16 protein-coding genes are annotated in these 19,381 nt (G+C 71.5%); 9 read left to right on the plus strand and 7 right to left on the minus strand.

Annotated features, from left to right (window positions below; all coding sequences use genetic code 11):
• Nucleotides 1-60 precede the first annotated feature (60 nt).
• The gene (locus tag JQX11_RS21260; RefSeq protein ID WP_204926715.1) at nucleotides 61-2,415 is read left to right on the plus strand and encodes an AbfB domain-containing protein; all 2,355 of its coding nucleotides are present in this window, start codon (nucleotides 61-63) and stop codon (nucleotides 2,413-2,415) included.
• Nucleotides 2,416-2,466: 51 nt separating this feature from the next.
• On the opposite strand, the gene JQX11_RS21265 is transcribed toward JQX11_RS21260, so the two are convergent.
• From JQX11_RS21265 to JQX11_RS21280, 4 genes are all read right to left on the minus strand, one after another.
• On the minus strand, nucleotides 2,467-3,675 hold the full coding sequence (locus JQX11_RS21265; protein WP_372444618.1) for a chitosanase: 1,209 nt from the start codon (nucleotides 3,673-3,675) through the stop codon (nucleotides 2,467-2,469).
• A gap of 238 nt (nucleotides 3,676-3,913) precedes the next feature.
• The gene (locus JQX11_RS21270) at nucleotides 3,914-4,735 is read right to left on the minus strand and encodes an alpha/beta fold hydrolase (RefSeq protein WP_204926717.1); all 822 of its coding nucleotides are present in this window, start codon (nucleotides 4,733-4,735) and stop codon (nucleotides 3,914-3,916) included.
• A gap of 19 nt (nucleotides 4,736-4,754) precedes the next feature.
• A complete protein-coding gene (locus tag JQX11_RS21275) occupies nucleotides 4,755-5,324 on the minus strand; it encodes a DJ-1/PfpI family protein (protein WP_204926718.1) in 570 nt (189 codons plus the stop codon).
• 89 nt (nucleotides 5,325-5,413) lie between these two features.
• Complete coding sequence (locus JQX11_RS21280) at nucleotides 5,414-6,157, minus strand: GntR family transcriptional regulator (RefSeq protein ID WP_232378262.1); 744 nt, start codon at nucleotides 6,155-6,157, stop codon at nucleotides 5,414-5,416.
• Between the two features lie 170 nt (nucleotides 6,158-6,327).
• On the opposite strand from JQX11_RS21280, the gene JQX11_RS21285 reads away from it, so the two are divergent.
• The 8 genes from JQX11_RS21285 (at nucleotide 6,328) to JQX11_RS21320 (ending at nucleotide 14,842) form a co-directional block, all read left to right on the plus strand.
• Nucleotides 6,328-6,495: a hypothetical protein gene (locus JQX11_RS21285; RefSeq protein WP_204926720.1), complete on the plus strand. Its 168-nt coding sequence runs from the start codon at nucleotides 6,328-6,330 to the stop codon at nucleotides 6,493-6,495.
• A gap of 125 nt (nucleotides 6,496-6,620) precedes the next feature.
• On the plus strand, nucleotides 6,621-8,006 hold the full coding sequence (locus JQX11_RS21290; protein WP_307826285.1) for an extracellular solute-binding protein: 1,386 nt from the start codon (nucleotides 6,621-6,623) through the stop codon (nucleotides 8,004-8,006).
• A 104-nt stretch (nucleotides 8,007-8,110) separates the two neighbouring features.
• A complete protein-coding gene (locus tag JQX11_RS21295) occupies nucleotides 8,111-8,956 on the plus strand; it encodes a carbohydrate ABC transporter permease (protein WP_307826286.1) in 846 nt (281 codons plus the stop codon).
• Nucleotides 8,956-9,873: a carbohydrate ABC transporter permease gene (locus JQX11_RS21300; protein ID WP_204926723.1), complete on the plus strand. Its 918-nt coding sequence runs from the start codon at nucleotides 8,956-8,958 to the stop codon at nucleotides 9,871-9,873. The genes JQX11_RS21295 and JQX11_RS21300 overlap by 1 nt, the downstream gene beginning before the upstream one ends.
• A complete protein-coding gene (locus JQX11_RS21305) occupies nucleotides 9,873-10,940 on the plus strand; it encodes an ABC transporter ATP-binding protein (RefSeq protein ID WP_204926724.1) in 1,068 nt (355 codons plus the stop codon). Before JQX11_RS21300 ends, JQX11_RS21305 begins: the two co-directional genes overlap by 1 nt.
• On the plus strand, nucleotides 10,940-12,016 hold the full coding sequence (locus JQX11_RS21310; RefSeq protein ID WP_204926725.1) for an ABC transporter ATP-binding protein: 1,077 nt from the start codon (nucleotides 10,940-10,942) through the stop codon (nucleotides 12,014-12,016). The genes JQX11_RS21305 and JQX11_RS21310 overlap by 1 nt, the downstream gene beginning before the upstream one ends.
• A gap of 99 nt (nucleotides 12,017-12,115) precedes the next feature.
• Nucleotides 12,116-13,576 carry an NAD-dependent succinate-semialdehyde dehydrogenase gene (locus JQX11_RS21315; RefSeq protein ID WP_204926726.1) on the plus strand — a complete coding sequence of 487 codons (1,461 nt, stop codon included), beginning with the start codon at nucleotides 12,116-12,118 and terminating at the stop codon, nucleotides 13,574-13,576.
• A 57-nt stretch (nucleotides 13,577-13,633) separates the two neighbouring features.
• On the plus strand, nucleotides 13,634-14,842 hold the full coding sequence (locus JQX11_RS21320; protein ID WP_204926727.1) for an iron-containing alcohol dehydrogenase: 1,209 nt from the start codon (nucleotides 13,634-13,636) through the stop codon (nucleotides 14,840-14,842).
• A 161-nt stretch (nucleotides 14,843-15,003) separates the two neighbouring features.
• On the opposite strand, the gene JQX11_RS21325 is transcribed toward JQX11_RS21320, so the two are convergent.
• The 3 genes from JQX11_RS21325 to JQX11_RS21335 are packed head-to-tail and all read right to left on the minus strand — an operon-like array spanning nucleotide 15,004 to nucleotide 19,338.
• The gene (locus JQX11_RS21325) at nucleotides 15,004-15,669 is read right to left on the minus strand and encodes an O-methyltransferase (protein WP_204926728.1); all 666 of its coding nucleotides are present in this window, start codon (nucleotides 15,667-15,669) and stop codon (nucleotides 15,004-15,006) included.
• Nucleotides 15,653-18,469 carry a LuxR family transcriptional regulator gene (locus tag JQX11_RS21330; RefSeq protein WP_204926729.1) on the minus strand — a complete coding sequence of 939 codons (2,817 nt, stop codon included), beginning with the start codon at nucleotides 18,467-18,469 and terminating at the stop codon, nucleotides 15,653-15,655. The genes JQX11_RS21325 and JQX11_RS21330 overlap by 17 nt, the downstream gene beginning before the upstream one ends.
• 47 nt (nucleotides 18,470-18,516) lie before the next feature.
• A complete protein-coding gene (locus JQX11_RS21335; protein WP_269756915.1) occupies nucleotides 18,517-19,338 on the minus strand; it encodes an SAM-dependent methyltransferase in 822 nt (273 codons plus the stop codon).
• Between the last annotated feature and the right edge of the window lie 43 nt (nucleotides 19,339-19,381).

Raw genomic sequence — 19,381 nt, forward strand, 5'->3', positions numbered from 1 at the left:
CCCCACCGCCAGCCGCCGGCGGCGCAGCCCGGCCCCGGCGGCACGTCCGATGGAGACGGCATGACACGTCCCGATCCCGTCCGCCTCGCCGCACCCCTCCTGCTCGTCCTCACCCTGGTCGCCGGACTGCTCACCGCGCCGGCCGGCCCGGCGCACGCCGCACCGGCCAAGAACCCGCCGCTGACCACCCCCTGGACCGCCCAGGCGCTCGACGGCACGCCCCTGCCGGAGTACCCGCGACCCCAGATGACCCGGGCGGACTGGCTCACCCTCAACGGCGAGTGGCAGTTGCGCCAGTCCGCCACCGACGACGCCCCGGCGTTCGGCACCGACCTGCCCGAGCGGATCAACGTGCCGTTCCCGGTGGAGAGCGCCCTGTCCGGGGTGCAGCGCGCCGCCGGCGACACCCGCAACTACCTGTTCTACCGGCGGGTCGTGACGGTGCCCGGGAGTTGGAACGGACGTCGGGTGCTGCTGCACTTCGGCGCCGTCGACTGGCAGAGCACCGTCTGGGTCAACGGCGTGGCGGTCGGTGGGCACACCGGCGGCTACGACGCCTTCAGCTTCGACGTCACCGCCCAGTTGCGGGGCGGCGCGAACGAGATCGTGGTGAAGGTGTGGGACCCGACGGACAGCCGGCAGAACGGCAGCCTGCCGCCGATCGGCAAGCAGACCAAGCAGCCCGGCGGGATCTTCTACACCCCCAGCTCGGGCATCTGGCAGACGGTGTGGCTGGAACCGGTGCCGACGGCCTCGATCAGCAGGGCCGACCTCTCGCCGCGCCTGGCCGACAACACCCTGCGCGTCCGGGTTCTCACCCGGGGCAACGTCAGCGGGCACAGCGTCCTGGCCGAAGCGCTCGACGGCACCACCGTGGTCGGTTCCGCCACCGGCGGTTTCACCGAGTTCACGGTGCCCGTGCCGAACGCCCGCCGCTGGTCGCCCGACACCCCGTTCCTCTACCAGCTACGCGTCACCCTGCGTAATGCCGCGGGCGTCCAGGTGGACCGGACCACCCACTACTTCGGCATGCGCGAGATCAGCACCGGCGTCGTCAACGGTGTCCTGCGGCCCAAGCTCAACGGCCAGTTCGTCTTCCAGGTCGGCACGCTCGACCAGGGGTTCTGGCCGGACGGGCTCTACACCGCGCCCACCGACGCCGCGCTCGCGTTCGACCTGCAGAAGCACAAGGACCTGGGCTTCAACATGGTGCGCAAGCACATCAAGGTCGAACCGCAGCGCTGGTTCTACCACGCCGACCGGCTCGGCCTGCTGGTGTGGCAGGACGTCCCGTCGCTGACCGCGCAGGACATCGACGCCACCGACGCGCAGCAGGCGCAGCTCGAAGCCGAGGCCCGCGAGATCGTCGACGAGCACCGCAGCTCGCCGGCCGTCGTCACCTGGACCGTCTACAACGAGGGGTGGGGGGAACGGGCGCTGGCCGACACCCGCCGGGTCGCCCAGGCCGTCAAGGCCCAGGACCCGACCCGGTTGGTCAACGCGCACAGCGGCCACAACTGCTGCCAGTCGCTGGGCGACCCCGGCGTCGGCGACATCGACGACTGGCACGTCTACCTGGGACCGGACTCGCCGGTGCCGTCGAGCAGCCGGATCGCCGTGCTCGGCGAGTTCGGCGGCCTCGGCCTGCACACACCAGGGCACGAGTGGAGCCCGAACGGCAGCTTCTTCGCCTACGAGTGGCAACCGAACTCCACCGCGCTGACCGACCGCTACATCGGCCTCGTGCAGGGCACGCAGAACCTCATGCTCGGCAAGGGGCTGAGCGCCTCGGTCTACACCGAGATCACCGACCAGGAGGGTGAGCTGAACGGGTTCCTCACCTACGACCGGCAGGTGGTCAAGATGGACCAGGCCCGGGTGAGGGCCGCCAACCTGGCCCTGATCACCGCGTCGCGGTCCGTCGGCAGCTCGGTGCCGGTGGCGTTGCCGCTGAACACCCGGCGGTCGTTGCAGGTGACGACCCCCGGGTACACCGACCGGTTCCTGCGGCACCGGGACAGCCTCGCCTACACCGAGGTGGTGAACGCGGACAGCTCGGCGCTGCTCAGGAACGACGCGACGTACACGGTCCGGGCCGGGCTGGCCGATCCGGCGTGCTACTCGTTCGAGTCGGTCAACTTCCCCGGGCAGTTCCTGCGCCACCAGGAGTCGCGGGTACGCAACTCCCCGAACGACGGTTCGGCGCTGCTGCGCGCGGACGCCACCTGGTGCGCCCGGGTCGGGGTCGGCGGGAGCGGGGTCTCGTTGGAGTCGTACAACTTCCGTGGCAGGTACCTGCGGCACTACGCCTCGGAGGTGTGGCTGAGCAACGGCACGGGCGGCGAGGCGTGGAACTCACCCGCCCTGTGGGCCGCGGACAGCACCTGGAACGTCACGACCCCCTGGGCACCCTGAGCGGGGCCGCCATCTCCCGCCGGGGCAGCGTGGCTGCCCCGGCGGTGGGGGTCAGCCGATGCGGAACTGGTCGCCGTAGACGGCGAACACCAGTGGCGTGTTCAGGTCGAAGTTGCCGTTGTCGAGGAACACCCGCTGGGCGGTGTCGACCCGGGAGGTGTCCGAGTGGGCCTCCTCCTTCTTCATCTCGACGACCCGCTCGTCGAGGAACGCGCTGAGCCAGGTCCGCTCGTTGCCGCCCTGCGCCGGGGGCTTCGCCCGGAGCAGGGCGCGGCTGCGGATCTGGCGCATGCCCTCGTACCCGTGCATGACCGCCGCGTCGTAGTAGGCGAACTGGCCGAGCGCCCGGACCCCGTCGTTCTTCCCGTCCCGCACCGACGGGGTGAAGTAGACCCGGTCCCGCTCGGACTCCTGCGCGGCCCGGAACACCTGGTCGTTGGCGGCGGTGCGCCAGTCCCGGGGGTAGTTGGGGTCGAGGCCGGCGTGCGAGGCGGTGCCGTTGACGGCGCGCAACGCGGGCAGGTATCCGGCCAGCACGTTGCCGGGCTTGGTGTTCGTGTACGCCTGGACCAGTTCGAGCATGTCGCCGGTGCCGGAGCAGAAACCGATGATGCCGGCGGTGTAGCCCCGGCCGTCGCCGATGTCCTCGATGTAGGAGAACTGGGCGCGCCAGTCGAGCGAGGAGTTCTCGGCCGCCGAGACGAGCTGCATGGCGACGTCCTTCTTCGCCGGGTCGTCGAGGTTGGTGCCGGCCGGGGCGGTGGCGGTCGGGGTGGGGGTGCCGCCGCCGGGCAGGGTCCACTGCTGGTTGGTGGTGCCGCCACAGGTCCAGATCTGCAGTCGGGTGCCGTTGGCGGTGCTCCGGTCGGTCACGTCGAGGCACTTGCCCGAGGCGGGGTTGACCAGGGCGCCACCGCTTGCGGTGGTCCACTTCTGGGCGCCGGTGCCGTTGCAGTCGTACAGCTGGATCTTGGCGCCGTTGGTGGTCGACGCGGCGGTGACGTCGAGGCACTTGCCGAGCGCGCGGATCGAGTTGTCGCTGTTGCCCACCGTCCAGGTCTGGGCGGCGGTGCCGTTGCAGTCGTAGAGCTGCACGGCGGTGCCGTTGGCCGGGTTGGCGCCGGCCACGTCGACGCACTTGCCGGCCAGACCGGTGATCGGGCCGGCGGTGGCGGCGCTGGCCGACGGCAGGCCGTAGCCGACCGACGCGATGCCGGCCAGCAGGGTGCCCACGGCGTAGGCGAGTGTTCTTCTGCGCACCATGGCGTTCCTCGGGGATGGGGCGGCGGGCCGCCGGCCGGTCGGTGCCCGGACGCGACGTGCGCCCGGGCGGGCACCGCAGCAATCAGTAAGGTCTATTTACTGATAGCAGTACGTCGATCAACTGTCAATCGCGCACCCGGCGATCATGGCAGGTCAGGGCGGAGCCGGGTGCACCGGCCGCGCCGTAACCGGGTACAGCGCGCCCGCGATGTAGGCCGGGCCGGGTCACCCATGGTCAGGGACAGCGCTCCGGGCGCAGGAAACCTGACAGCAGGTGCCGGAACTCGCGCGGATGTTCGACCGCCGGCACGTGCCCGCACCTGCCGAACACGTGCAGCCGGACGTCGGCCAGGTGCTCGAGCAGGGGCCGGGTGGCCGGGTCGAGCGGGGTGACCCGGTCGTCGGCGCCGTGCACGAGCAGCACGGGCGCGCGGATCGCGGCCAGCGTCCGCGCCGGGAGGGTCAGGTCGTCGACCCATCGTCGCCGGGGCGGCGGGAACAACGACGCGTACGCGGCGGCCCCGGCCAGCATCGCGTCCGCGCGGGCGGCGACCGCAGCATCGGTCACGAGCGCCTGGTCGAGGAAGAGCCGGCTCAGCATGTCCCGCGCCCCGGTCGGGCCGGCGGGGGCGGCCCAGAGCGCGTCGAGGTCGGCCGACAGCGGCGCTCCCGGGGCACCCATCGTCGAAACCGCCACGACCCGGGTGACCCGGCCGGGGTGCCCGGCCGCCAGGGCCAGCGCCACGGCCCCGCCCATGGAGTGACCCACCACGGCGTAGTCCCCGACGCCGAGCGCGTCCATCAGGCCCGCGGCCTGCCGGGTCCACAGGCGCAGGCCGCCCCGGGAGCCCGCCGGGACGGGGGTACGGCCGAACCCCGCGTGGTCGGGGGCCAGCACCCGCCAGGACGGGCCCAGCGCCTGCGCCGTCGCCGCCCAGGCTCCGGACCCGGTGGTGCCGGGTCCGGAGCCGTGCAGCATCAGCACCGCCGGCCCGGCACCGCTGTCGAGGACGTGGACGGGAGAGCCGTCGACGGTGACCGTCCGCGTGGTCGTCATCGGCACGGGCCGGGTGCGCTCAGGCCGAGGCGGCGTCGACGGACTTCGCGAAGAGTTCCATCATGGCCCGGCCGAACTGCGGCATGTCGGGCCAGCCCCGGCAGGAGACGAGGTTGCCGTCGACGACGTCGGGCGCGTCGATGACCGTCGCGCCGGCGTTCTCCATGTCGCCGGTGATGGGCGGGAAGCACGCCGTCTTGCGGCCCTTGAGCAGGCCGTAGACCGCCGGAACCTGAGCGCCGTGGCAGACCAGGGCGACCGGGAGGTTGCGCGCGAAGAAGTGCTCGGTGATGCGCCTGACGTCGGCGTCGACCCGGATCCACTCGGGCGCGCGTCCCCCGGGGATGATCAGGGCGTCGTAGCGTTCGACGTCGACCTCGGCCCAGGGCACGTCGACCGGCAGCTTGCGGCCGTTCTTCTCCACGTAGGCGTCGGAGTTCGGGTCGAACTCGTGGATGACCAGTTGCACGTCACGTCGCGTGCGGGACGCGACGTCGACCTCCCAGCCGCCCTCCTGGACGCGGTAGTAGGGGTACATCGTGTCGAGTTCCTCGGCGGCGTCGCCGGTCAGGAGCAGCGCTCGGGGCATCTGCTTCTCCTCGCAATGGTGGTGGCGGTGAGGTGGACGCGATCCAATCCGATCCGATTGAGCTAGCATTCCTTCGCCCCGCCCGCCCGTCAAGACCGCACGGTCAACGTGTCGCCGTCCTTGATCTCGTCGAACAGCCGACGGAAGCGCTCGCCGGAGCGCAGGATGTGCCGGCGCATCGCGTAGGCGGCGGCGTCGGGGTCCCGCGCGGCGATCGCGGCCACCACGTCCTCGTGCTCGGCCATCGCCAGGTGGGTGACCTGGGTGTCGTGGTGCAGCCGGAACAGGTGCACGTGGCTGTGCAGGCGGGCGAGCGTCTCCCGGATGACCTGATTCTCCGCGCTGCGGGCGACCAGGTCGTGGAAGGCGGCGTCGCGCAGCCCGAAGGCGCCGTAGGCGGTGGGCCCGACGCCCCCCTCCAGTTCCGCCATCTCCTCCAGCATCCGGCGCAGGCCGGCCACCTGCGAAAGCGAGGCGCGTTCGGCGGACCTGCGCGCCGCCGCCGGTTCCAGGAGCAGACGGACCTCCAGCATGTCCTCGAACCGCTGGCGGGTGATCTGGGGTGGGATGCGGTAGCCGGCGTGGGGCACCCGGACGACCAGGCCCTCGGCCTCCATCCGGTTGAGCGCGTCGCGGATCGGCGTCTGCGAGACGCCCAGCTCGCGCGCCAGCACGTCGATCGTGACGCGGGAGCCGGGCTCGATCCGTAGCGACATCAGCTGTCCGAGCAGCGTGTCGTACACCTCGTCGGCGAGCCGGCCGCGCGACCGCGCGGGTGACGTCGCACCCGGCGCGGCCGTGCGGCCCCGCGCGCTGATCGCTTCGTCGTCCATCGTGACGTGAGGTCCTTTCGTGCACCTTCGGGAACCTGTTGACATCAGTTACGACGCTGCGACATGCTGACGCCCCCCACCCGATCGTATAGGAAACGTGACGGGCGACCGTCATTCTGCACCGTCGCCGTAACGCCTGCCATCGCTCCACTCGATCAACCGGAGCTCCCATGAGCATGCTCGACGTCCCGCCCGGCCCGACACCGGGTCACCGCCGGGTCGGCGTGCCCGCCGACGGCACGACGACGAACCGGCACGACGACGAACCGGCAGGTCGCGGCGCGTCCGTGACACCGGTCCACGGGGCGGCCCCCGCGCCGGCCCGGCACCACGCCTGAAACGACCAAGCACCTGCTCGGCGAGGCACATAGCGAGGCTCTAGAAGTCCCCACCACCCCAGAAAGCAGGTACCACCATGCGGCATCCGGAGCGAATCGGTCGAACATCGGTCTCCCGGCGGAAGGTGCGGCTGGCGACGGCCGCCATGCTGCTGGTCGCCACGACCCTGGCGGCGTGCGGCGACGGCGGGGACGACGGCACGAAGGCCGGCGCCCCGAAGGCACCGGCGACGGTCCCCGAACTCACCAAGGACCCGCTGAACCTCAGCTTCATCTGGTTCGAGTGGCCCCCGGCCAAGGCGCTGGAGGACTTCGCGAACGCGGAGTACAAGAAGGAACGGCCGAACGTGACCATCAAGGTCAACACCGTGCCGAACGCGAACTGGCACGACGCGATGTTCACCCAGTTCGCCGCGCGCAAGACCGACTTCGACATCGCGATCCTGGACTCGCAGCACATCGGCGAGGCCGTGACCAACGGCAACATCCTCGACCTGACCGACTTCGTCAAGAAGAACATCGAGGTCGACGCCTACAACCCGTACCTGCTGGCGGCGTACGGCCAGTTCCCGCAGGCCGAGACCGGCAAGCGCGACGAGAACGCCAGCCTGTACGGGCTGCCGCTGCTCGGCGACACCTGGACGATGATCTACCGCAAGGACCTGATCGGCGACAAGCCCCCGCAGACCTGGGACGAGATGATCTCGGTCGCCGCGAAGTGCCAGGCGGACAACCCGGGCGTCAGCGGGCTCGCCTTCCACCAGGCCAACGGCTCCGACGCGGCGGCCGTCACCTACAACACGGTCAACGGCGTCTACGGCGGCAACCTCTGGGACGCCAAGAGCCGCAAGATCGACGGCGTCCTCAACGACACCGCCGGTCACGAGGCGATGGACGTCCTGGTCAACAAGATGAAGCCGCTGACCGCCAAGGGCTCCGGCAACTGGTTCATCGACGAGGTGAACGCCGCGGTAGCCCAGGGCAAGGCGTGTATCGCGTTCAACTGGATCGCCGCGAGCGGCGGCCTGCTCGACCCGAAGCAGTCCACGCTCGGCACCACCCGGGAGCAGATCCTCGGCAAGCTGGGGTTCGCCACCCTGCCGACCCAGAAGACGAACCTGGTCCCGCTCGGCGGGATGGGGATGCACGTGTCGGCCTACTCCCCGTCGGCGCAGCAGGCCGAGGCGCTGAACTTCATGCGGTGGTTCGAGCAGGCCGACGTGCAGAAGAAGTGGGCCGCGGCCGGTGGCGTGCCGTCGCGTACCGACGCCCTGCAGTCGCCCGAGTTCCTCAACGCCGGACCGTTCAACCAGGTGTACGCCGACTCGGTGCCACGGATGCGGGACATGTGGAACGTGCCCGAGTACGCGCGGCTCGTCGACATCGAGAACACGAACGTCAACGCGGCGCTCAACGGCGCGAAGAGCCCGAAGGCCGCGCTCGACGACATCGCCCGGGAGCAGCAGGGCGTACTCGACTCCAGCAACCGCAAGGGCGGCGGCGGGCTGTGAAAGACCCCGTCCCGCTGACGACCGATCGCCCCGGGCAGGTGGCGTCCGCGACGCCACCTGCACCGGGCCGGTCCCGCCGCCGGCTCAGCGACCGTGGCCTCGCCGTGGCCTTCATCTCCCCCGCGCTGCTGCTGTTGCTCGGCATGTCGGTGTTCCCGCTGCTGTGGGCGTTGTACCTGTCGTTCACCGACTACTCGGCCACCCGAGGGGGGCCCGCCCGGTTCGTCGGCTTCGGCAACTACACCGCCATCCTGACGTCGGCGCAGGTCCACCAACGGGCCCTGACCACGCTGATCTACGTGGTCGGTGCGGTCACCCTGCAGACCGTGCTCGGCTTCTCCATCGCCTACCTGATCTCCCGGCGCACCCACGGGCGGGGCGTGCTGACCACCCTGTTCCTGGTGCCGATGATGCTGTCGCCGGTCGTGGTGGGGCTGTTCTGGCGGTTCATGCTCGACGCGCAGTTCGGCGTGGTCAACAGCATGCTCGGCTCACTCGGCCTGGGGCAGGTGGAGTGGCTCACCCGGCAGCGGACGGCCCTGGTGTCCCTGATCGTGGTCGACACCTGGCAGTGGACGCCGTTCATCATGCTCATCGCCCTCGCCGGCCTCACCGCGGTCCCGAAGTACCTGTACGAGGCCGCCTCGATCGACCGGGCGTCCGAGTGGTTCCGGTTCCGCACCATCACCCTTCCGCTGGTGTGGCCGCTGCTGCTCATCGCCGTCCTGTTCCGGGCCATCGAGGCGTTCCGGCTGTTCGACCTCGTCTACATCCTCACCAACGGCGGTCCCGGGGTCTCCACCGAGACGTTGTCGTTCCACGTCTACAAGGTGGCGTTCCTGGGCTTCAACACCGGCACCGCCTCGGCGTACGGGATCCTCATGGTCCTCGTCGTCATCGTCCTCACGCAGCTCTACCTGCGCTACCTGAACAAACTCAAGGAGGGCTGATGGCCGTCTCCGTCGACGAGGCCGTGTCCGCAGGCCCGACCCCGGACCGCCCGTCCCCCGCACGCCGCGTGCGCCGCCGGGGCCGCGGCCGGTCGGTGCTGGAGGTCGTGCTGCTGACCGCGCTGGCCGTCGTGATGCTCTTCCCGGTGCTGTGGATGATCGAGACGTCCATCAAGGAGAACCGGGACGTCTATGCCGTGCCGGCCGAGTTCTTCGGCTTCACGGTCACCCTCGACCACTTCAGGGACGTCTTCGTCGGCGCCGACGGCGGCCGCTCGGCCCTGTCCGTGGCGTTCCTCAACTCCGTGGTCGTCGCCGGCGTGTCCACGGTGCTGGCCACCGTGCTGGGGGTGCCGGCGGCCTGGGCGTACTCCCGCTTCACCCTGAAAGCCAAGAAGGACCAGCTGTTCTTCATCCTGTCCACCCGGTTCATGCCGCCCGTGGTGGTCGTGGTGCCGATCTTCCTCATGTACCGCCAGGCCGGCCTCATCGACACCAAGCTCGGCCTGATCCTCATCTACGCCGCGTTCAACGTCCCGTTCACGATCTGGATGATGAAGGGGTTCGTCGACGAGGTGCCCGCCGAGTACGAGGACGCCGCCATGCTCGACGGCTACAGCCGCCTGCAGGCGTTCTGGAAGTTCACCCTCCCCCTGCTCGTGCCCGGCATCGCCGCGACGGCGGTGTTCGCGCTCATCTTCTCGTGGAACGAGTTCGTGTTCGCCATCTTCCTCACCTCCAGCGACGAGGTGCGTACGGCCCCACCGGCCATCGCCGGCCTGATCGGTGGCACCACCGTCGACTGGGGTCTGGTGGCCGCCGCCTCGGTGGTGTTCGCGCTGCCGGTGCTCGTCTTCGCCTACCTGGTACGCCGGCACCTCGTCGCCGGTGTGACCCTCGGGGCGGTGCGACGCTGATGGCGGGCATCGAGGTGAGCGCCCTGCACAAGCGCTACCCGGACGGCACGGTCGCCGTCGAGCACGTCGACCTGTCCATCGGCGACGGCGAACTGTTCGTGATGCTCGGCCCGTCGGGGTGCGGCAAGACGACCACGCTGCGGGCGATCGCCGGTCTGGAGCGGCAGACCAGCGGCGACATCCGCATCGGCGACACGCTGGTCAACGACCTGCCGCCGGCCGAACGCGACATCGCCATGGTGTTCCAGTTCTACGCGCTGTACCCGCACCTGAAGACCCGCGACAACCTGGCGTTCCCGCTGCGGGCCGAGGGGCTGCCCAAGCACGAGGTGCAGGCGCGGGTCGAGGAGGCGGCCCGGCTGATGCGGCTGGGTCCGCTGCTGGACCGGCGACCCCGTCAGCTCTCCGGCGGGGAGCAGCAGCGGGTCGCACTCGCCCGCGCCCTGGTACGCCGGCCGCGCGCCTTCCTGATGGACGAACCGCTCACCAACCTGGACGCGGAGCTGCGGGCGGACATGCGCACCGAGATCAAGCACCTGCAGGGGGAACTGGGGGCGACCATGGTCTACGTCACCCACGACCAGGTCGAGGCGATGTCGCTGGGTCACCGCATCGCCATCCTCAACAAGGGCCGCGTCGAGCAGATCGGGACCCCGCTTGAGGTGTACGACCGTCCGGCGAGCCTGTTCTGCGCGGCGTTCATCGGCTCCCCGCCGATGAACCTCATCGAGGTGGAGGTGGCCGACGGGAAGCTGCGCGGTCAGGGCGGACTGGTCCTCACACCACCGCCGGGCCTGCCCCGCGACCGCCCCCTGGTGGCGGGCGTACGGCCGGAGGCGCTGGAGGTCACCGCACCCGGCGCGGACCGGTCGGTGCCGGCCCGCGTGGTGTCGGCCGAGTGGCTCGGCGACGAGATCATCTACGTGGTCGACCACGACGGCGGACGCGACGTGCGGGTCCGGATGCCACCGACCGTACGGTTCGCCGCCGACGCGAAGGTCGGGCTGCGCCACACCGGCGGGACCCCGGCGGTCTACGACGTGCGCACGGAAGAGCTGGTGGCCTGATGGGAACCGTTGCGGTCAAGGGGCTGTGCAAGTCCTTCGGTAAGGTCCGGGCCCTGGACGGGGTAACGCTGGACGTGCCGGACGGCGCGTTCTTCGTCGTGCTCGGGCCGTCCGGTGCGGGCAAGACGACGACCCTGCGGGCGATCGCCGGCCTGGACAAGCCCGACGCCGGGTCGGTGCACCTGGACGGCCGGGACGCGACCGCCGACGCACCGGCCGTCCGCGACCTGGCCATGGTGTTCCAGAACTACGCCCTCTACCCCCGGCACACCGCGTACGAGAACATCGCCTCGCCGCTGCGGGCGCGTCGCCGCCCGGCGGGTGAGATCGCCGCGGCCGTCGAGCGGATGTCGGGCCTGCTGCACATCGAACGGCTGCTGCACCGTCGTCCCGCGCAGTTGTCGGGTGGTGAGATGCAGCGGGTCGCCCTGGCCCGGGCGCTGGTCCGCAGCCCCCGTGCGTTCCTCATGGACGAGCCGTTGACGAACCTTGACCTCAAGCTCCGGGTCGAGATGCGCACCGAGCTGACCCGCATCCACCGCAGCCTCGGGGCGACGTTCGTCTACGTGACCAACGACCAGGTCGAGGCGCTGTCCATGGCCGACCAGGTCGCGGTCCTCAGGGAGGGCACGGTGCAACAGGTCGGCACCCCGACCGAGGTGTACGAGCGGCCGGCCAACCAGTGGGTCGCAGGCTTCGTCGGCAGCCCGCCGATCAGCCTGCTCGCCTGCCACGCCGAGGGGGACCAACTGGTCGGCGCGGCCGGCTGGACGCTGCCCCGGCCCCGCTGGGCCACGGCCAGGGACGGTCAGGCGCTGATGCTGGGCCTGCGTGCGGAGGACCTGTCCGTGGAGCGGCGCGGGGACGCGTCGTTGCCCGGTGAGCTCTACGGGCTCGAACCCCTCGGTGACCGGACGGTGGTCGACGTGCGGGTGGGCACGGAGATCCTCAAGGTCAAGGCCCGACCCACCGTCACCGGTACGCCCGGCGAGCGGCTGCGGGTGACGGTCGACCTGGACCGGGCACACCTGTTCGACGCGGGCACCGGACTGTCGCTGTCGGCGGCCGGGCGGTAGCCGGGGCGGCGACGGTACGCCGGCCTGCGGGGTGCGGGCCGGTGAACCGTCCGTCGCCGCACGCCGGACATCACCACGAAGAGCACTGGAGGCGACGCAATGAGTGACCCGATGGACGTCCTGGCCCCCGAGCACCGGCGGCTGCGGATCGGCGACACCTGGCGGGACGCCGCGAGCGGCGCCACCTTCGCCGTCGAGGACCCCGCCACCGGCACGACCGTCGCCGAGGTGGCGGACGCCGGCGTCGACGACGGGCTGGCCGCGTTGGACGCGGCGAGCAGGGCGGCGGCGCAGTGGGCGGCGACCCCGCCACGGAAACGGTCGGAGCTGTTGACCGCGACGTACCGGGCCCTGACCGACCGGTCCGAGGAGGTCGCCCGGCTGATCACCCTCGAAATGGGCAAGCCGCTGGCCGAGGCCCGGGCCGAGGTGGCCTACGGCGCCGAGTTCTTCAGGTGGTTCGCCGAGGAGGCGGTACGGGTCGAGGGGCGCTACAGCACCGCTCCCGCCGGGGGATACCGCATCCTCACCGTGCCGAAGCCGGTCGGACCATGCGTGTTCGTGACGCCCTGGAACTTCCCGTTGGCCATGGGGGCCCGCAAGATCGCCCCGGCGTTGGCCGCGGGCTGCACGACGGTCACCAAACCGGCGGCCCAGACGCCGCTGACCATGCTGCTGCTGGCCCGCATCATGGAGGAGGTGGGCGTCCCCTCGGGGGTGGTCAACGTGGTGACCACCAGACGTTCCGGTGCGGTGGTCTCGGCGCTGCTGGCCGACACCCGGACCCGCAAGGTGTCGTTCACCGGGTCGACCGAGGTCGGGCGGGTGCTGCTGCGCCAGGCGGCGGACAACGTGCTGCGTACCTCGATGGAGCTGGGCGGCAACGCGGCCCTGATCGTGTGCGCTGACGCCGACCTGGACGTCGCGCTGCACGGTGCGCTGGTGGCCAAGATGCGCAACATCGGGGAGTCCTGCATCGCGGCCAACCGGATCTACGTCGAGGAGCCGGTACGCGAGGAGTTCACGAAGCGGTTCACCGAGCGGATGGGCGCGCTGGTGGTGGGCCGCGGCCTCGACGACGGCGTGGACGTCGGGGCGTTGATCGACGAGCCCTCGGTCGCCAAGCTCGACGACCTCGTCGCCGACGCGGTCGGTCGGGGCGCCCGGGTCCTGACCGGCGGGGTGCGCCCGGACGGGCCGGGTCACTTCTACCCGCCGACGGTCCTGGTCGACGTGCCCGACGACGCGCGGATGCTGCGGGAGGAGATCTTCGGACCGGTGGCGCCGATCATCGGGTTCACGTCCGACGACGAGGTGATGGCGAAGGCCAACGACACCGAACACGGCCTGGTCGGCTACGTCTTCACCCGTGACCTGCAGCGGGCGCTGCGGTTCGCCGAGGGTCTGCAGACCGGGATGATCGGCGTCAACCGGGGGCTGATCTCGGACCCATCGGCCCCGTTCGGGGGCGTGAAGCAGTCCGGCATCGGCAAGGAGGGGTCGCACGAGGGCATCCTCGAGTACCTCGACGTCACCTACGCGGCGATCGACCTGCCGTGACCGTCCCGCCGCTGACGTCCGACCAGCACACCGCCGCCGTTCCGGAGAGGCACCGCCATGCTTGAGACAGTCCGTGGACCACGCCAGCTGATCGTCGGCGAAGGGGTCGCGCAGAACATTCCCCGGGTGGTGGCCGAGAACGGCTCACGGGTCCTCGTCGTGACCGACCGGACCCTGCTGGGGCAGCCGGGGGTGGCCGCCATCGTGGCCGCCGTGCGGGAGAGGGTCGAGGTCGTCGAGGTGTTCTCCGACGCGAATCCCGACGTGCCCCTCGCCGACGTCGACCAGGCCGTGGCGGCCGCCGCCGCGGTGGACGCCGACGTGATCCTCGCCGTCGGGGGCGGCACGGTGATCGATCTCGCCAAGATCGTCGGCGTCATCCGGTGTCACGGGGGCACGCCGCGCGACTTCTACGGCGAGGCGCGGGTGCCGGGGCCGACGATTCCTCTCGTCGCGGTCCCGACGACGTCGGGCACCGGCTCCGAACTGACCCCCGTCTCGGTGCTGACCGATCCGGACCGGGCGCTGAAGGTGGGGGTGTCCAGCGTCCACATCGTGCCGGACTTCGCGATCGTCGACCCCGAACTCACCTACACCTGCCCGGCGACCGTCACCGCCCACTCCGGCATCGACGCTTTCTGTCACGCGGTGGAGAGCTACACCGCGCGACCCCGGCCCCACGGGCCGCGCGACCCGGTGGAGCAGGTGTTCCTCGGCCGCAACCAGGTCACCGACCACTATGCGCTGCTGGCCGCGGAGCGGATCGCCCGGAGCCTGCGTCGGGCCGTGCGGGACGGCGGAGACACCGACGCGCGGGCGGACATGTCCTACGGGTCGGTGCTCGCCGGGCTCGCCTTCTCCCACGCGGGTAACGCGGCCCCGCACGCTCTCCAGTATCCCATCGGCGCGGCCACGCACACGCCGCACGGCCTGGGCGTCGGACTGCTGCTGCCGTACGCGTTGGACGCGGCCCGCGACGCCGTCGGTGACCGGTTGGCGACCCTCGCCGGGGTGTGCGGGCTCGACGTGACCGACGCCGCGCCGGCCGAGGCCGCCGAGGTGTTCCTCAGCTGGCTCCACGGGCTCCTCGCCGACATCGGTATCCCGGCCACCCTGGCGGACATCGGGGTGGCCCGCGCCGACCTTCCCCGCTTCGCGGAGCTGGCCTCCGGCGTCACCCGCCTGATCCAGAACCATCCGGGGCCCACCGACACCGCCAGCCTGACCGCGATCCTCGAAGCGGCCTGGACCGGCGACCGGAGCTGACGGGCCCGGCCGCCGGGCGCCGGGCCGGGTCGGTGCCCGGCGGCCGGGCCCTACTCCTGCGGTGCGAGCGACCGGGGCACACCCTCCAGAGCGTCCTAGGAGGCAGCGTTTCGGCGACCGGGCCGTGGGCAGCCTGTCCGGGCGGGGTGGGCGGGGTCGGTTCAGCGCTTCACCGCCAGGGTGAGACCGTCGGCGAAGGACAGCATCGCCAGGTCGACCCGGTCGTCGGCGAGCAGCGAGACGTTCAACTCCCGGATGGTGGCGGTGTCCCGGTCCTGGTGTTCCTCGTCGAGCACCCGGCCGAAGAACACCGTGTTGTCGAGGACGACCAGCCCGCCCCGGCGGACCAGTCGCAGCGCGGCCTCGTAGTAGTCCGGATAGCCCGCCTTGTCGGCGTCGATGAACACCAGGTCCACCGCGCCCGGTCCGAGTTCGCGCTCCAGGTCGGCCAGGACCTCCCGGGCGGCACCGATGCGTACGTCGATGCGGTCGGCCACCCCGGCGCGTTCCCAGTACGGTGCGGCGATCATCGGCCACCGCTCGGAGATGTCCACCGTGACCAGCCGGCCGCCGGGTGGGAGGGCCCTGGCCATGCACAGTGTGCTGTAGCCGGTGAAGGTCCCGACCTCGACCACCGCGAGCGAAGCCGCGGTCAGTCTGACGAGCAGGGCCAGCAGTTGGCCCTCCTCCGGCATGATCTGCATCGCCCGGCCCATCGGCAGGGCGGCGGTCTCCCGCCGCAGGTCGGCGAGGATCTCGTCGTCGCGCAGCGAGACCTGCCGGACGTAGTCGAGCAGTGCCTCGGTGAACTCAGTCTGCTGTGCCATCCGTATCCCCTCCGGCTCGTATCTCCAGTGCGTCACGTAGCCCGGTCCGTGAGGTGACCCCGAGCTTGGGGTAGACCTTGTAGAGGTGTCCGCTGACGGTGCGGTCCGACAGGCGCAGCCGGACGGCGATCTGCTTGTTCGTCAGGCCCTGGGCTGCGAGCCTGGCGACGGACTCCTCCTGCGCGGTGAGCCCGGCCGGCCCTTCGGCGGGCCGGGTGACCGCCAGCCCGGCGGCCCGTAGCTCGTTGCGGGCCCGCGCCGCCCACGGCCTGGCGCCGAGCCGCTCCAGGACCTCCAGTGCCGCGCCCAGTTCCACCCGGGCCGGGCCGATCTCCTTGGCGCGGCGCAGCCGCTCACCGTAGGCGAGACGGATCCGGGCGTGTTCCAGCGGCCAGCGTTCGTGTCCCGGCGCGGTCAGCGCCTGCCGGAATGCCTCGTCGGTGTGGCTGTCCCGGGCGAGCAGGGCGGCGGCCCCGTGGGTCAACATGGTCATCCGCGGGGAGAGGCGGTCGAATCCCCCGTCGCGCAGCGCCTGCAGATAGGCGGCCGCCTGCGGTCCGTGCCCGGTGTGCACGGCGGCGTCGGCCAGGTCGAACACGATGCGCCGGGCGCTGACCGGCAGGCGGGTCACCGCCCCGGCGGGGGCGATGGTGGACAGGGTCGTGTAGGCGTGTTCGTGGTCACCGGTGCCCAGGGCCACCAGCGCCCGGGCCTGGTGGGCCAGGATGACCGCCAGCCCGATCCCACGCGGGGTGGCCCAGCGCAGCACCTCGTCGGTCAACTCCAGGGCCTGTTCGGTCTCACCGCGTACGGCGGCCAGCAGCGCCCGCTGGCAGCGGGCGATGCCCTCCAGGGTCCGCAGGCCGCTGACGCCCGCGACGGTGGCGCTCTCCCGCAGGAGGGTCTCCGCCTCGTCCCAGCGTCCCGACTGGTAGCGGTCCAGGATCTCCATGTGCAGGCCGAACCTCGCCGTCGGTGCTCCCCGGCTGTCGGCCGAGGCGTCCGGCAGGCCACGCAGCACCGGCAGCAACTCGGTGACCGCGTCGAGTGCGGCGGCGGTGGCGGAGAGGGACGCCGTGGACAGGGCGGTGAGTTCCGCCGGTGTCGTCGGCCAGCGGTCGAGCAGTTCCAGGAACCGTTCACGCATCGTGTCGGCGTCGCCGTCCCGGCCGGAGAGGATCGCGCGGCAGCGCAGGACGATGTCCGCCGACTCGCAGTCGGGGCGGGCGAGGACGGTGTCCAGGGCAGTCCAGTGGTCCGGCCGGTCGGCGAGGACGCACACGTGGAACAGCATCTCCAGTGCCATCCGACGCATCGGCATGCTGGTGGTGGGGTCGTCGAAGACCCGCAGGAGGCGACGGTGCGCCATGTCCACGTCGCCCTCGTCGAGGGAGAGCAGGTACGCGCTGACGGCGGCGGTGTGGGTGGTGACGCCGAACTCCCCCGGGGGCGGGTTGAGGTGTCCCGCCCACCGGAGCCAGCCGGCGCGGCAGGCCAGTTGGGCCGCGATGCCCAGCCGTTCGGCGCGGTCGGCCGCAGCGGTGCTCAGTTCGGCAGCACGGGCGAACATCTCGGTGGCCGTGGTGAGGACGCCCCGGTCGGCGGCGCGGTCCCCGGCCGTCGCCAGGGCCTCGGCCAGGGAGTCGTCCGGGCCCAGTGCCGCGGCCGCCAGGTGCGTGGCCCGGACGTCGGGGTCGGCGGTGGTCACCCGGGCCAGGTGGCGGTGGGCGGTGTGCAGCTCGGCCCGGGTGGCCAGGTCGATGGTGGTCAGCCGGACCAGTGGGTGGGTGAAGAGCAACCGGTCGGTGCCCACCGTGACGAGGTGGTGCCGTTCGGCGGGGCCGAGCTGGGCGGTCACGTCGGCCTCGTCGGTCGCTTCGGTGAGCGTCGCCAGCCGGGCTCTCCCGTCGAGGGCGGCGACCAGCAGGAGCTGCCGGGCCGGCTCGGGCAGGTCGCGGATGCGTGCCCCGAACTGCCCGCTGATCCTCGGGGTCACCGGCAGGTGGACCGGCAGCGGCATGCTCGCGCACCGCTGTTCCTGGCTGAGCGCCCTGGGTAGCTCGATCAGTGCCAGCGGGTTGCCCTGGGCGTGGTCGAGGATGACACGTCGGACGCGGCTGTGCAGGGTGGGGTGCCGGGCGTCGATCAGCAGGCCGGCGTCGTGGTCCGACAGCGGCGCGAGCTGACGGACGTGTGGTCCGGCGGCGAGCGGTGGTCCGGGTTGGTGGGCGGCGGCGACCAGCACCAGGTCGGCCAGGTCACAGGTCCGGCGGGCGACGAAGGCGAGCAGTTCGGTGCTCTCCCGGTCGATCCACTGGGCGTCGTCGACCAGCACCACCAGGCCACCGTCGTCGGCCAGCTCGGTGACCAGGGACAGGGTGGCCGCGCAGGTCGCCAGGCGGTCGGGGACGGGGCCGTCGGCGTGCCCGAGGATGCGCGCCAGGGTGACCCGCTGGTGGGCGGGCAGGCGGTCGAGTTCCGTACGCATGGCGTAGAGCAGCTGGTGCAGGCCCGAGTAGGGAAGGTCGGCCTCGACGGGTGCGCCGGTGACCCACACGACGCGGCGGCCGGCCCGGCGGGCCTGTTCGTCGGCGGCGCGCAGCAGTGCCGTCTTGCCGACGCCGATCCCGCCGCTGAACAGCAGGGCCGGGAGGCGCACCCGGCCACGCAGCAGCGAGTCGAGCAGTTCCCTCTCGGCTGATCTGCCGATCAGTTCGGGCCGGCCGTGGGGCGGTGCCCGGTGCCGCCCGTCGTCGGGCGCCGGGTCGGCGAGCAGGGCGAGCTGGTACCGGGAAAGCACCTGGTGACTCCCCACCGATCGATGGGATGGACCCTTTCCCCGCACGGTCATCGGCGCTGGGCCACCGCCAGGACGTAGCCGGCCGCGGTGACGGCGCTGAAGCGTCGGAACAGTTCGACCAGCTGGTCGAAGTGCGCGGGTGCGATCCTGCCGACGAAGTCGGCCCGGACCTCACGCATGCGGTCGGACAGCACCGCGAACGCCCGCATCACGTGGGTGCTGATGTCGTCGCACTCCAGCACCTCGAAGCCCGCCCGGTCCAGTCTGTCGGGCAACGCGGCGATGATGCGGCACTGTGTGACGGCACAGAAATTGTCGATGATCTCCTTCTCCGCGCCGTTCGCCGGGTGTCTGTCGATGATGTCGGCGATGACCAGTCGTGCGCCCGGACGCAACACGGTGCCGATCTCCTGGAGCGCGCGGTCCTGGTCCGGCATGTGGATGAGGGATTCGATGGCGAATGCCCCGTCGAACATACCGGGTCCAAACGGCATGTTCATGGCGTCAGCGTAACGGAAGTGGACGCGGTGGGCTACGCCGAGTTCCCGCGCGCGGACCCTGGCGGTGTCGATCTGGCCGTGGCTGACGGAGATTCCCGTCACCACCGTCTCGTCCCGTGTCGTGGCGAGGCGCAGCGAGGCGGTCCCGGCTCCGCAGCCGACGTCCAGCACCTGGCTGCCGGGGCCGGCGCAGACGCGTTCGATCACCATGTCGGTGAGGCGGGTGGCGGCCTCGGCGACGGAGGTCCGGTCCCCGTCGTCGTGCCAGTAGCCGACGTGGATGTTGCCGTCGAGCAGCGTGGTGAACAGTTCGGTCATGACGTCGTACATGTGACCGACGTCGGTCGATACCGGTGCTGACTTCGCCATGTGGTGTGCCTGGCCTTCCTGCAGGGTCTGCTGGACGCGGAGA

The sequence above is a fragment of the Micromonospora humida genome, from assembly GCF_016901255.1.
Taxonomy (GTDB): Bacteria; Actinomycetota; Actinomycetes; order Mycobacteriales; family Micromonosporaceae; genus Micromonospora; species Micromonospora wenchangensis.